The organism is Burkholderia sp. COPS (assembly GCF_019425585.1).
GTDB lineage: Bacteria > Pseudomonadota > Gammaproteobacteria > Burkholderiales > Burkholderiaceae > Burkholderia > Burkholderia cepacia.
In genome coordinates, this window is the sequence record NZ_WIXR01000010.1 from 81,163 (window position 1) to 94,399 (window position 13,237).

The window sequence follows — 13,237 nt, forward strand, 5'->3', positions numbered from 1 at the left end:
GGCCCGCGTTTTTCGGCGTGCGGTGCGCCGCGGGTTCAGGGCTCACCTGCCGCGGGCGCATGGTCCGCGGGTTGCGTGCCGGCGAAGTACTTGTCGAGCAACGCCTGCGCGATCGCATCGGTTTCGGCGTCCGGATTACCCGCGTAGTCGGCCGGCCTGAAATGCATCTGAAACGCCGCGAACACGCGTCGCGTACGTTCGTCGAGCACGCCGTCGGTGGCCACGTCGTAGCCGTAGCGCGCGAGCTTGAGCTGCAGTTCGCGCACATCGACCGGCGCATGCGGATCACGACCGGCGAGCCGCGCCGCCACGGTCGCGGCGTCCGGCCACGCACCGACACCGGCCTGCGCCAACGCATGCCACGGGAACAGCGGCCCCGGATCGATCTTGCGTTGTGGCGCGATGTCGCTGTGCCCGACCACGCGCGTCGGAGGAATCGCGTAGCGCGCGACGATGTCCTTCGACATCCGGGTCAGTGCGGCGACCTGCTCGGGCGGATACGGCTGCCAGGTGCGGTTCTGCGGATCGAGCGGGCCGCGGTTCACGTTCTCGATGCCGATCGACACCGCGTTCAGCTCGGTCGTGCCCTGCCACTCGCTGACGCCCGCGTGCCATGCGCGCTCCGATTCCGGAACGAGCTGGTAGACGACGGGCAGCCCGCGCTCGATGCGCGGCTGAGGCGGGATCACGTAATGCACGCTGACCGAATCGCCCGTCAGCGTGCGCAGCGATTTCGCCTCGTCGCTTTCGGTGTAATGCATCACGAGAAAGCGGATCCGCGAATCGGCACCGCGCGCGTGCAGGCTCGTGTCGGCATAGTAGGTGCCGCGTTCGACGAGCGTCGGCGACGTGCAGGCAGCCAGCAGGCACAGCACGGCGCAGGATGCGCCTATGCGGAACAGGGTCATCGGTCGCGCGCTCCGGAGGGCCGCGTGCCGCACCGGATCGCGGCACGCGTCGTTCGGGTCATTCGAGGCCCGCGCAAGCCGCGCGGGACGGGCTGCGTCAGCCTTTCACGCGCCGCTGGCGCACGGCTTCGTACAGGCACACGCCGCTTGCGACCGACACGTTCAGGCTTTCGACGCTGCCGGCCATCGGAATGCTCATCACTTCGTCGCAGGTGTCGCGCGTGAGCCGGCGCATGCCTTCGCCTTCCGCGCCCATCACGAGCGCGACGGGGCCGTCGAGCTTCGTTTCGTAGAGCGTTGCCGAGGCTTCGTCCGACGTGCCGATGACCCACACGCCGGCGTCCTTCAGCTCGCGCAGCGCACGGGCGAGGTTCGTCACCGTGATGTACGGCACCGTATCGGCCGCGCCGCTCGCCACCTTGGCGGCGGTCGCGTTCAGGCCGACCGCACGGTCGCGCGGCGCGATCACCGCGTGCGCGCCGGCCGAATCGGCGACACGCAGGCATGCGCCGAGGTTGTGCGGATCGGTGACGCCGTCGAGCACCAGCAGCAGCGCGGGGCCCTGGATGCCGTCGAGCAGCTCGGACAGGTTCTGCGCGAGCGGGATGTCCTCGACACGCGCGACGACGCCCTGGTGGCGCTCGGTATGTGCGAGGCCCCACAGGCGCGTTTCATCGGCCGCGATCAGCCGCACGCCCGCTTCCTTCGCGGCGTGCAGGAAGTCCTGCATGCGGCGGTCGCGGCGCGTCTGGTCGTACAGCACCTCCGCAACCGTCGATGCATCGTGCCGCAAACGTGCGGTCACCGCATGAAAACCGTAAAGAACCTTCAGACGTGACATGACTGGAACAACCTTCGATCAAACGTGCGGCCGCGCGACGCGCGCAGCCGCGATCCATGGAAAAGGAAAGCGCCGCGTTGCCGGCCGATGACCGGTGACGCGGCGTCTCTCGATACTGCGGGGCGTGCGCATGGCGCCGCCCCGAACGCTCAATACTTCTTGCGGGCGCGGGTCTTCTTCGCGGTCGGCTTCGCCGCCGCACCGCCGCCGCCGTTGCCGGCACTACCGCCCTTCTTCTTCGCGGCGGCACGCGCGGCGCGCGCGTCCTTCACCGCGACGCTCGGCGCGCTCGCGGCCTTCTTGCGGCGCGGCGCGGGTTCTTCCGCCTGCGGCAGAGCACGGACACGCGGGCCGTTACGGTCGATACCGCCGCCAGCCGAAGCCGGCGCGGGCGACGGACGCGGCGCCTTCACCGGCGTATCGCGCACGAGGCGGAAGTCGATCTTGCGCGCGTCGAGATCGACACGGCTCACCTGTACGCGCACGCGATCCGACAGACGATAGCGGATGCCCGTCCGTTCGCCGCGCAGCTCGTTCTTGATTTCGTCGTACTGGAAGTAGTCCGAGCCGAGTTCGGTGACGTGCACGAGCCCTTCGATGAAAAGCGTGTCGAGCTGCACGAAGATGCCGAACGACGTGACGCCGTTCACCATCCCGCCGTACTCCTCGCCGAGCTTGTCGCGCATGAAGTAGCACTTGAGCCAGGCCTCGACGTCGCGCGACGCTTCGTCCGCGCGGCGCTCGTTCGCCGAGCAGTGCAGGCCGAGTTCTTCCCAGATCGCCGTATTCGAGCGCGAGCGGCCGCGCGTTTCATCGTCGGCCTGCTGCATCGCACGGGCGCGCGGTGACAGCGCGGTGTTCAGCTCGAAGCCGTCCGGCGCCTTCGGCACGTATTTCTTGCCGGACAGGATCGCGTAGATCGCGCGGTGCGTGAGCAGGTCCGGATAACGGCGGATCGGGCTCGTGAAGTGCGCGTACGCCTCGTAGGCCAGGCCGAAGTGACCGATGTTGTCCGGGCTGTAGACGGCCTGCTGCATCGAGCGCAGCAGCATAGGCTGCAGCATCTGTGCATCGGGCCGGTCGCGGATCTGCGCCATCAGCGCCGCGTAGTCGCTCGCATGCGGCTTGTCGCCGCCGCCGAGCGACAGGCCCATGCCGCGCAGGAACGCACGCAGGTTCTCGAGCTTCTCCGGCGTCGGTCCCGCGTGCACGCGGTACAGGCCCGGATGCTTGTTGCGCTTCAGGAAATCGGCCGCGCAGACGTTTGCGGCCAGCATGCATTCCTCGATCAGCTTGTGCGCGTCGTTACGCTGGCGCGGCACGATCTGCTCGATCTTGCCCTGCGAGTTGCAGACGATGTAGGTCTCGGTCGTGTCGAAGTCGATCGCGCCGCGCTTCTGCCGCGCGGCGAACAGCGACTTGTAGACGCCGTACAGATCCTGCAGGTGCGGCAGCAGATCCGCGCGGCGCGCGGCCTCCGGCCCCTTCGTGTTCGACAGCACGGCTGCGACTTCGGTGTACGTGAGGCGCGCAGCCGAATGGATGACGGCCGGGTAGAACTGGTACGCCTTGATCTCGCCGCGCCCGGTGATCACCATGTCGCACGCGAGCACGCAACGGTCGACCTGCGGATTCAACGAGCACAGGCCGTTCGACAGCTTCTCCGGCAGCATCGGAATCACGCGGCGCGGGAAGTAGACCGACGTGCTGCGCTCGAGCGCGTCGGCATCGAGCGCGCTCCCAGGCTGTACGTAATGCGACACGTCGGCGATCGCGACGATCAGCCGGTAGCCGTCGCCGCGGCCGACCTTCACCGGCTCGCAGTAGACGGCATCGTCGAAGTCGCGTGCGTCCTCGCCGTCGATCGTCACGAGCGGCACGTCGCGCAGGTCGACGCGGAAACGCAGGTCGGTCGGCCGCACCTTGTCGGGCAGCGCGGCGGCTTCGTCGAGCGCCGGCTGGCTGAATTCGTGCGGCACGCCGTACTTGCGCACCGCGATTTCGATTTCCATGCCCGGATCGTCGATGTCGCCGAGCACCTCGACGACACGGCCGAGCGGCTGCGAATGGCGGCTCGGGAAATCGGTCAGCTCGACGACGACGACCTGCCCGACCTTCGCCTTCTTCACGTTCTGCGTGATCAGGATGTCGTGGCCGATGCGCTTGTCTTCCGGTGCGACGATCAGCGCGCCGTTCTCGTTGAGCAGGCGGCCGATCACGCGCTTGTTCGCGCGCTCGGTGACTTCGACGACGTGCCCTTCCGGGCGGCCGCGGCGATCGTAGCCGACGATGCGCGCGAGCACGCGATCGTTGTGCATCACCTTCTGCATTTCGCCGTTCGGCAGGAACAGGTCGTCCTGGCCGTCGTCGCGGATCACGAACCCGTAGCCGTCGCGATGCCCTTGCACGCGCCCGGCGACGAAGTTCGACGGATGGGTCAACTGGTAGTGGCCGCGCTTGTCGAGGCGGATCTGGCCGTCGCGCTCCATCGCGGCGACACGCCGGAAGAACCCCTCGCGCTCCTGACGCTTGATCGACAGTGCTTCGGCGATGTCGTTGGCGGCCAGCGGCGCGTCGCTCGTACGCAGCACGCCGAGAATTTCTTCACGGCTCGGAATGGGGTACGGATATTTGCTCAAGGGTTTGTCGATGATTGTTCTCGTTGCGTTGACTGATGGTGCACGGCATCAACATAGAGGTGTCCTCCAGACAGTTCTATATTGACGGCGGCGGGTCATTCTATCACCCGCCTGTGTCGCCAAATGACGGGGAATGCCGCCGGCAGGCGCGGCGGAGCCCGGTTTGCAGTGCATCGCAAAAAAGTGTTGACACGATTAATTGGGGCGCTATAATTTCGCTTCTTTGCAGCAAGCAGCTACTGCAAAACGTGCCCAGGTGGCGGAATTGGTAGACGCACTAGGTTCAGGTCCTAGCGGTGGCAACATCGTGGAGGTTCGAGTCCTCTCCTGGGCACCATCTGTTTTTAAAAAGGTCGGCTTCTAGCCGGCCTTTTTTCATTTCCAGCCCAGCGCTTTGCGTGAGGACTCGAAAGGCTGCGCTTGCAAGCGCAGCCGGGGTCGCACATGTGTGACCGAGTCCTCTCCTGGGCATCATCTGTTTTTTGAAAAGGTCGGCTTCTGCCGGCCTTTTCCATTTCGACCGCATAAGCATGGACGCGCCGCAATCACAGGCGCCCCGCCCTTATGCCCGCCAGCAGGATCGATAGCAGAATTTATCGGTTATCGTCCGCTCGCCCTGTTGGTACGTTAGCCGGCTCGCTTCAATGCAACGAACCAGACAAGGAGCACGATCCATGACGCCGATGAACCGCCGCGCATTCGCGCGCGCGATGCTGGCCGCAGGCCTCACTGCCGCCGGCGTCCGAGCGCGCGCCGAGAACGCACCCGATGTGCTGCGCATCGGCTACCAGAAGTCGTCGACACTCATCACGTTGCTCAAGACGCGCGGCGCGCTCGAGCAGGCGCTGGCGCCGCTCGGCTTGCGCGTGTCGTGGCATGAATTCGCGAGCGGATTGCCGCTGACGGAGGCACTCAACATCGGCGCCGTCGATTTCAGCGCCGACGTGGCCGATACGGTCCCGGTCTTCGCACAAGCTGCTCGTGCGCGTTTCGTGTACGTCGCACAGGAAGCGCCTTCGCCGAAAGCGCAGGCGATCATCGTCAAGCAGGACAGCACACTGCGTACGCTAGCCGATCTCAAGGGCACGCGCATTGCGGTCACGAAGGCGGCCGGCAGCCATTACCTGTTGCTTGCCGCACTCGCACGCGCGAAGCTCGGGCCGGCCGATGCGACGATCCGCTACCTGACGCCCGCGGACGGCCGCGCGGCGTTCGAGCGTGGCAGCGTGGACGCATGGATCACGTGGGATCCCTATGTCGCATCGGTCGACCGCAATCCCGACGTACGGATTCTCGCCGACGGCAACGGACTCGCGTCATACCAGCGCTACTACCTCGCGTCGACCAGCTTCGCCACTGCGCGGCCCGACGTCGTCCAGATCCTGTTCGACCAGCTGTCGCAGGCCGGCACGTGGCTGCGCGACCACCCGCAGGACGCAGCGAATACGCTCGCGCCGATCTGGGGACTCGACGCGGCGACGATCGCGCGCGCGAACGCGCGGCGCAGTTATCTCGTTCGCCCGGTGGTCGCACAAAACTTCGGCGAACAGCAGAAGATCGCCGACACATTCCTCGCGGCGGGACTGCTGCCGGCCCGAGTCGACACGAGTCAGGCGCAGCGCTGGAATTTCGACGCGAAACGCGCGATTCCGGTCGGCGCGTGAGAATCCGTCGCGCGAGGGGCAATATTTTTATCGCTTCGAATGAAATTGTGTTGACAGGCTGCGAAGACACGCTAGAATAGCGGTCTTCGCATCGCAGCAAGCGAAACGTGCCCAGGTGGCGGAATTGGTAGACGCACTAGGTTCAGGTCCTAGCGGTGGCAACATCGTGGAGGTTCGAGTCCTCTCCTGGGCACCATCTGTTTTTTGAAAAGGTCGGCTTCTAGCCGGCCTTTTTTCATTTCAAGCCCAGGAAGCAAAGCGCCTGCGCGCTTTGCGTGAGGACTCGAAAGGCTACGCTTGCATGCGTGACTCGGGTTACACATGTGCGACCCAGCCCTCCCTCCTGACCCTCCACTTCCTGAAAAAGCTCCTTCCAGTCGGCTCACCTGCATTTCCGGCATCCGGAAGGGATCAGCCCGCGCGCACCCGCCCATCACAAGTGTTCGACGATGCACGTGGGTCGCCCCGCCGCGACGTTTGCGCACCTCGCTCGATGCCCAAACAAATCCGTCAAATTATTTTCGTTCGCGACCTCAAATTCTGTTGACAGCTGCCAAAGACGCGCTATAATTTCGCTTCTTTGCAGCAAGCAGCTACTGCAAAACGTGCCCAGGTGGCGGAATTGGTAGACGCACTAGGTTCAGGTCCTAGCGGTGGCAACATCGTGGAGGTTCGAGTCCTCTCCTGGGCACCATCTGTTTTTTAAAAAGGTCGGCTTCTAGCCGGCCTTTTTTCATTTCAAGCCCAGGAAGCAAAGCGCCTGCGCGCTTTGCGTGAGGACTCGAAAGGCTGCGCTTGCAAGCGCAGCCGGGGTCGCGCATGTGTGACCGAGTCCTCTCCTGGGCACCATCTGTTTTTAAAAAGGTCGGCTTCTAGCCGGCCTTTTTTCATTTCCGGCTCCGGAAAAACCTCCCCCTCATCTTCTCGAGCAGACCCAGCCGCTTCGATTTGCACCGCCAGCGCAAGCAAACTGCGGCAGCATGCTGCGAGTCCGGCGACAACCCACTGCCCGGGTTCATGCCACCACCCACGCCACCTTCCGCCTGAACGACCGGGCTTCCGCGATCCATCCCCGATTCCGGACGCCCCGAGCTACCATCCCCGCCCTCCACCTCAAACCGGGATTTCCCTAGGCTGACATGCCGGCGTTCACGCGGTTAAATAAATCAACGTGATTTATTTAATGCGCCGCTGCACGGCGCGCCATGGAAGGAGACGCCATGAGAAGCCCGCACTTCGGCCAGGGCAGCAACTCGGCCAACGTGCGCCGTTACAACGAGCGCCTGCTGCTGAAGACGCTGCGCCGCGCAGGCAGCGCGTCAAAGGCCGATCTCGCCCGCCTCGCGAACATGACGGGCACGGCGGTCGGCAGCATCATCACATCGCTCGCCGACGCGAAGCTGATCGAATTCGCGGGCCGCACCGAAGGCCAGCGCGGTCAGCCGGCTTCGCTGATTCGCCTCGACCCGCGCGGCGCGTTCGGCATCGGCGTCCATCTCGACCGGATGCGCATCGAAACGGCGCTCGTCAACTTCGCGGGCGACGTGCTCGGTCGCCGCTCGCACGACACGCTGCTGCCTCCGCCTGCCGACGTGCTCGAGATCGTCCGCCATGACATCGAAGCGATGCAGGCCCTGCTCCCCGACCACGAGCGCGCCCGCCTGACCGGCATCGGTGTCGCGCAGCCCTACAACCTCGGCGCGTGGATGCGCGAACTCGGTCTCGCACCCGACACGTTCCGCGCATGGGAAGACGTCGATTTCGCCAGCGACCTCGGTCGCATGCTGTCGCTTCCGGTATTCGGCGAGAACGACGGCAACGCGGCCGCGATCGCCGAGCTGTTCTACGGATACGGCCGGCAGTGCGACGACTTCGTCTATCTGTTCATCGGGCCGGCGATCGGCGGCGGCATCGCGATCGACGGCGACTGCCTGCGCGGCGTGACCGGCAACGCGGGCGACATCGCCGTGATTCCCGTGCCGCCGAGCCGGCTCGCTTCCGCGCCGCCGCCGCGTGGCCCGTGGGACATCCTGCTCGCGCGTGCGTCGCTGCATGCGCTCGTGCGCCATCTGCGCCATCACGGCGAGACGGTCGACAACCGGGCCGATCTCGAAGCCTGCATCGCTCGCGGCCTGCCCGCCGTCGACGAATGGATCGACGATTGCGTCGACGCGCTCGCCCCGGCGTTGCGCGCGGTGCTGTGTGTGGTCGATGCGCCAGTGGTCGTGCTCGACGCCGATACCGACGCAGGCCTGCTCGACGCGGTGACAACGCGCCTGCGGGCCGCGCTCGTGGCCACCGCGCCCGAAGCACGCGGCACGCCGGTGCTCGTGCGCGGCACGTTCGGCGCCGACGCCGGCGCGATCGGCGCAGCCACGCTGCCGATGTATTTCAACTTCTCCCCGCGGGCCGGCATCCTCAAGGGCGCCCGCACCGATTCGCAGGAGGTCAACCATGTCGCGATCTGAGTCGCCTCGCCCGCTGCTCGAGATGCGCGGGATCAGCAAGACGTTCCCGGCCGTGCGCGCGCTCGACAACGTGAGCCTGACCGTCTATCCCGGCGAGATCCACTCGCTGATGGGCGAAAACGGCGCGGGCAAATCGACGCTGATGAAGATCCTGTCGGGCGCGTACCGCGCCGACGCCGGCGGCGAGATCCTGATCGACGGCGAACGCATCGACATCGACGGCCCGCTTGCCGCGCGCGATGCTGGCGTCGCGGTGATCTACCAGGAGCTGTGCCTGTCCCCGAACCTGAGCGTCGCGGAAAACATTTATATCGGCCGCGAATTGCGGCGCGGCAACCGGCGCTGGGGCACGATCGACCGCGCGGCAATGGCACGCGGCTGCGAGGACGTGCTCGCGCGCCTGGGCGCATCGTTCGGGCCCGACACGCTCGTCGGCACGCTGTCGATCGCGGAACAGCAGCTCGTCGAGATCGCGCGCGCCGTGCACACCCGCGCACGCATCCTCGTGATGGACGAGCCGACCACGCCGCTGTCGTCGCGCGAGACCGAACACCTGTTCCGCCTGATCCGCCAGTTGCGCGAGGAAGGTCTCGCGATCATCTACATCAGCCACCGGATGGCGGAGATCTACGAGTTGTCCGATCGTGTGTCGGTGCTGCGCGACGGCACGTATGTCGGCACGCTCGAGCGCGCGTCGCTGTCGGCCGAGCGTCTTGTCTCGATGATGGTCGGCCGCGACATCTCCGGCTTTTACAAGAAGGAACACGCGCCGTACGACCCCGGCCACCTGCTGCTGTCGGTACGCGACATCGCCGACGGCGCGCGCGTGCGCGGCTGCAGCCTCGACCTGCACGCCGGCGAAGTGCTCGGCATCGCGGGGCTCGTCGGCGCCGGCCGCACCGAGCTCGCGCGGCTGATCTTCGGCGCGGAACCGCGCGTGCGCGGCAACGTGAAGGTGGGCGAACGCACGTTCGGCGCGCACTCGCCGCGCGACGCGATCGACGCCGGGCTCGTCTACCTGACCGAAGACCGCAAGCGCCAGGGCCTGTTCCTCGACATGAGCGTACGCGACAACATCAACATCTCGGTCTGCAACCGCGATGCGCGGCTCGGTGCGCTCGACCTCGCGCGCGGCGCCGAACGTGCACGCGACGCGATTGCATCGCTGTCGATCCGCGTTCCCCACGCGAACGTCAACGTCGGCGCGCTGTCAGGCGGCAACCAGCAGAAAGTGCTGCTGTCGCGCCTGCTCGAGACGAAGCCGCGCGTGCTGATCCTCGACGAACCGACGCGCGGCGTCGACATCGGCGCGAAATCCGAGATCTACCGGATCATCAACGAACTGGCCCGAGCCGGCGTGGGTGTGATCATGATCTCGAGCGAACTGCCGGAGATCATCGGCGTCGCCGACCGGGTGCTCGTGATGCGCGAAGGCGAAATCGCGGGCGAACTCGGCGGCCACACGCATACGCCCATCACGCAGGAAGCCATCATCGCGCTCGCCACCGGCTCGCAGGCCGAACTCGCCGACGTGCACTGAGCCCGCCCTTTCAGTTCATTCTTACATTCAGGTTACCGACATGATCAACCCGACCAAGCAGCGGAACCTCGCTTCCGCGACGGCCCATCCGGTGGGCAACCGTACGCCACTGTTGCGCGGCGCCGATCACCGCGCCCGCATGCAGTCGCTGATCCGCACCGCCGGCATGCTGCCGGTGCTGCTGGTTCTGTGCATCGGCTTCGGCTTCCTGACCGACGGCTTCTTCACGCTGCAGAACCTGTCGATTGTCACTCAACAGGCGTCGATCAACATCGTGCTCGCCGCCGGCATGACCTTCGTGATCCTGACGGGCGGCATCGACCTGTCGGTCGGCTCGGTGCTCGCCGCCGCAGCCGTCGCGGCGCTGCTCGCGTCGACCATTCCGGGCTGGGGCTGGCTCGGCGTACCGTTCGCGCTCGTCGTCGGCCTCGTGTTCGGCGCGATCAACGGCGGCCTGATCTCGTTCCTGCGCCTGCCGCCGTTCATCGTCACGCTCGGCGCGATGACGGCCGTGCGCGGCGTTGCGCGCCTGATCGGCAACGACACCACCGTGTTCAATCCGCAGTTGCCGTTCGCGTTCATCGGCAACGGCACGATCCTCGGTGTGCCCTGGCTCGTCGTCATCGCGTGCGCGGTCATCGCGATCTCGTGGTTCATCCTGCGCCGCACGGTGCTCGGGATGCGCATCTATTCGGTGGGCGGCAATCCGGAAGCCGCGCGCCTGTCGGGCATCAACGTGCGGGCGATCCAGATGTTCGTCTATGCGGCGTCGGGCCTGCTCGCCGGGCTCGGCGCGGTGATGTCGGCCGCGCGGCTTTATGCGGCAAACGGCCTGCAGCTCGGCCAGTCGTACGAACTCGACGCGATCGCCGCGGTAATCCTCGGCGGCACGAGCTTCGTCGGCGGCGTCGGCTCGATCGTCGGCACGCTGATCGGTGCGCTGATCATCGCGGTACTGACGAACGGCCTCGTACTGCTCGGCGTGTCCGACATCTGGCAGTACATCATCAAGGGGCTCGTGATCATCGGCGCCGTTGCGCTCGATCGCTATCGCCAGCGCGACTCGGCACGCACCTGACCCTTCCCGTCGATTCAACCTTGCGGCGCAGGCCGGTTCGCCTGCGCCCGTTCACCAACAACTCGGAGACACAACGACATGATCAAGCACAAAGCCGCCCTGACCGCCGTCGCCTGCGCACTCGCCTTCGGCGCGCCCGCCGCACACGCGGCCGACAAGCCGCTCAAATCGATCGGCGTCACGGTCGGGTCGCTCGGCAATCCGTACTTCGTCACGATCGTCAAGGGGGCCGAAGCACGCGCCAGGCAGCTCAATCCGAATGCGAAGGTCACGGCCGTCTCGGCCGACTACGACCTGAACAAGCAGTTCACGCAGATCGACAACTTCATCTCCGCGCACGTCGACATGATCCTGCTCAACGCGACCGATCCGAAGGCGATCGAGCCGGCGGTGAAGAAGGCGCAGGCGGCCGGCATCACGGTCGTCGCGGTCGACGTCGCCGCGGCCGGCGCAAACGCGACCGTGCAGACCAACAACGTGAAGGCCGGCGAACTCGCGTGCGACTACATCGCGAAGAAACTCAACGGCAAGGGCAACGTGATCATCGAGAACGGCCCGCAGGTATCGGCCGTGATCGATCGCGTCAACGGCTGCAAGGCCGTGCTCGCGAAAAACGCCGGCATCAAGCTGCTGTCGAGCGACCAGGACGGCAAGGGTTCGCGCGAAGGCGGGATGAATGCGATGCAAGGCTACCTGACGCGCTTTCCGAAGCTCGACGCGGTGTTCACGATCAACGATCCGCAGGCGATCGGCAGCGACCTCGCCGCGAAGCAGCTGAACCGGCCGGGCATCGTGATCACGTCGGTCGACGGCGCACCCGACATCGAAGTCGCGCTCAAGTCCAACACGCTCGTGCAGGCATCGTCGAGCCAGGATCCCTGGGCCATGGCGCAGCAGGCGGTCAACGTCGGCTACGGGATCATGAACGGCCAGAAGCCGGCCAATCCGATGATCCTGATCGAGCCGACGCTCATCACGCGCGACAACGTGAAGACCTACAAGGGCTGGAGCTCGCCGCGCTGATCGCGCCGCCTGTCCGCCCGCGCAACCGGGCGGTGCGGGGCCGTGTCGCCATGCGCGACGGCCCCGCACTGCCCGCCTTTTCGGATCAACCGCTGTACGGCCGTGCGCAACGCCACGGCACAAGGTTTCGACATGACGACGACGTTCCCCCGCCTGATCGTATTCGGCGAAGCGCTGACCGATTTCATCCGCGACGACGCGCAGCACTGGCACAGCATCGCCGGCGGCTCATGCTGGAACGTCGCGCGCGTCGGTGCGCGACTCGGCGTGCCGACGGCCTTCGCCGGCACGGTCAGCCGCGACATCTTCGGCGACGAACTGATGCGCAAGAGTGCCGACGCCGGGCTCGACCTGCGCTTCATCCGGCAGGTCGATCGTGCGCCGCTGCTCGCGATGGTCGTGTCGAAGCAGCCGCCCCACTATTTCTTCATCGGCGAGAACAGCGCCGATCTCGCGTTCGATCCGGCGGACCTGCCCACCGGTGCGCTCGATGCGGCCGAGATCGTGCACGTCGGCTCGCTCGGCGTCGTGCGCGAGCCGCTCGCGACGCGCCTGATCGAAGTCGCGCAGGCCGCACGGACGGCCGGCAAGCGAATCTCGTTCGACCCGAACTTCCGTGCGCCGATGGCCGCGCCGTCGTATCGCGACACGCTGCGCCGGCTGGCCGGGCTCGCCGACTGGATCAAGGTGTCCGACGAGGATCTGCGCGGGTTGTTTCCGGAACTCGATGAAGCCGCCGCGCTCGCGCAACTGCGCACGTGGGCGCCCGATGCAACGATGCTCGTCACGCGCGGCGCATCGGGCATGCAGCTCCTGCATCGCGACACCGTGCTGTTCCAGCCCGCGTTCCCGACCGAGGTGGCCGACACCGTCGGCTGCGGCGACGCGAGCATCGGCGGCTGGCTCGCAAGCCAGCTGGCGCGTCCCGACGCGTCAGCCGCCGAGCATCTGCGCTACGCGGCCGCGTGCGCGGCGGTCGCCTGTGCGCATGCAGGCGCCTATGCGCCGACGGCGGCCGAGGTGACCGGCATGATCGACCGCACTGCCGAGACTGCAGTTTCGCAATAGCACGTACC

The 13,237-nt window shown here is 66.5% G+C and carries 9 protein-coding genes and 3 tRNA genes; 9 read left to right on the top strand and 3 right to left on the bottom strand.

Annotation, left to right across the window (positions count from 1 at the left end; genetic code table 11):
- Nucleotides 1-35 precede the first annotated feature (35 nt).
- The 3 genes from FOZ70_RS08730 to rnr all read right to left on the bottom strand — a co-directional run bounded on the left by FOZ70_RS08730 (nucleotide 36) and on the right by rnr (nucleotide 4,388).
- On the bottom strand, nucleotides 36-908 hold the full coding sequence (locus FOZ70_RS08730; RefSeq protein WP_219705565.1) for an N-acetylmuramoyl-L-alanine amidase: 873 nt from the start codon (nucleotides 906-908) through the stop codon (nucleotides 36-38).
- Nucleotides 909-1,005: 97 nt separating this feature from the next.
- Nucleotides 1,006-1,749 (bottom strand): 23S rRNA (guanosine(2251)-2'-O)-methyltransferase RlmB, encoded by a 744-nt coding sequence (gene rlmB / locus FOZ70_RS08735; protein WP_021161555.1) that lies wholly within the window; start codon nucleotides 1,747-1,749, stop codon nucleotides 1,006-1,008.
- A 149-nt stretch (nucleotides 1,750-1,898) separates the two neighbouring features.
- A complete protein-coding gene (gene rnr / locus FOZ70_RS08740; protein ID WP_059484518.1) occupies nucleotides 1,899-4,388 on the bottom strand; it encodes a ribonuclease R in 2,490 nt (829 codons plus the stop codon).
- A 250-nt stretch (nucleotides 4,389-4,638) separates the two neighbouring features.
- On the opposite strand from rnr, the gene FOZ70_RS08745 reads away from it, so the two are divergent.
- The 9 genes from FOZ70_RS08745 to FOZ70_RS08785 all read left to right on the top strand — a co-directional run bounded on the left by FOZ70_RS08745 (nucleotide 4,639) and on the right by FOZ70_RS08785 (nucleotide 13,229).
- Nucleotides 4,639-4,725 (top strand) — tRNA-Leu (locus tag FOZ70_RS08745).
- Between the two features lie 337 nt (nucleotides 4,726-5,062).
- Nucleotides 5,063-6,052 carry an aliphatic sulfonate ABC transporter substrate-binding protein gene (locus tag FOZ70_RS08750; RefSeq protein ID WP_219705568.1) on the top strand — a complete coding sequence of 330 codons (990 nt, stop codon included), beginning with the start codon at nucleotides 5,063-5,065 and terminating at the stop codon, nucleotides 6,050-6,052.
- Nucleotides 6,053-6,161: 109 nt separating this feature from the next.
- Nucleotides 6,162-6,248, top strand: a tRNA-Leu gene (locus FOZ70_RS08755).
- A 411-nt stretch (nucleotides 6,249-6,659) separates the two neighbouring features.
- Nucleotides 6,660-6,746 (top strand) — tRNA-Leu (locus FOZ70_RS08760).
- 526 nt (nucleotides 6,747-7,272) lie between these two features.
- On the top strand, nucleotides 7,273-8,520 hold the full coding sequence (locus FOZ70_RS08765; protein WP_048020803.1) for an ROK family protein: 1,248 nt from the start codon (nucleotides 7,273-7,275) through the stop codon (nucleotides 8,518-8,520).
- Entirely contained in the window at nucleotides 8,507-10,060 is a 1,554-nt protein-coding gene (locus tag FOZ70_RS08770; protein ID WP_219705571.1) for a sugar ABC transporter ATP-binding protein, read from the top strand. The genes FOZ70_RS08765 and FOZ70_RS08770 overlap by 14 nt, the downstream gene beginning before the upstream one ends.
- A 40-nt stretch (nucleotides 10,061-10,100) precedes the next feature.
- On the top strand, nucleotides 10,101-11,138 hold the full coding sequence (locus FOZ70_RS08775; RefSeq protein ID WP_021161550.1) for a hypothetical protein: 1,038 nt from the start codon (nucleotides 10,101-10,103) through the stop codon (nucleotides 11,136-11,138).
- Between the two features lie 78 nt (nucleotides 11,139-11,216).
- Nucleotides 11,217-12,161, top strand: coding sequence for an ABC transporter substrate-binding protein (locus FOZ70_RS08780; protein WP_059484278.1), 945 nt, complete (start codon nucleotides 11,217-11,219; stop codon nucleotides 12,159-12,161).
- Between the two features lie 132 nt (nucleotides 12,162-12,293).
- A complete protein-coding gene (locus FOZ70_RS08785; protein ID WP_219705572.1) occupies nucleotides 12,294-13,229 on the top strand; it encodes a carbohydrate kinase in 936 nt (311 codons plus the stop codon).
- Nucleotides 13,230-13,237: the final 8 nt, after the last annotated feature.

Coding starts and splice junctions, on each gene's coding strand:
- FOZ70_RS08730 (WP_219705565.1), bottom strand. CDS start 908: ATGACCCTGTTCCGCATAGGCGCATCCTGCGCCGTGCTGTGCCTGCTG.
- rlmB (WP_021161555.1), bottom strand. CDS start 1,749: ATGTCACGTCTGAAGGTTCTTTACGGTTTTCATGCGGTGACCGCACGT.
- FOZ70_RS08750 (WP_219705568.1), top strand. CDS start 5,063: ATGACGCCGATGAACCGCCGCGCATTCGCGCGCGCGATGCTGGCCGCA.
- FOZ70_RS08765 (WP_048020803.1), top strand. CDS start 7,273: ATGAGAAGCCCGCACTTCGGCCAGGGCAGCAACTCGGCCAACGTGCGC.
- FOZ70_RS08770 (WP_219705571.1), top strand. CDS start 8,507: ATGTCGCGATCTGAGTCGCCTCGCCCGCTGCTCGAGATGCGCGGGATC.
- FOZ70_RS08775 (WP_021161550.1), top strand. CDS start 10,101: ATGATCAACCCGACCAAGCAGCGGAACCTCGCTTCCGCGACGGCCCAT.
- FOZ70_RS08780 (WP_059484278.1), top strand. CDS start 11,217: ATGATCAAGCACAAAGCCGCCCTGACCGCCGTCGCCTGCGCACTCGCC.
- FOZ70_RS08785 (WP_219705572.1), top strand. CDS start 12,294: ATGACGACGACGTTCCCCCGCCTGATCGTATTCGGCGAAGCGCTGACC.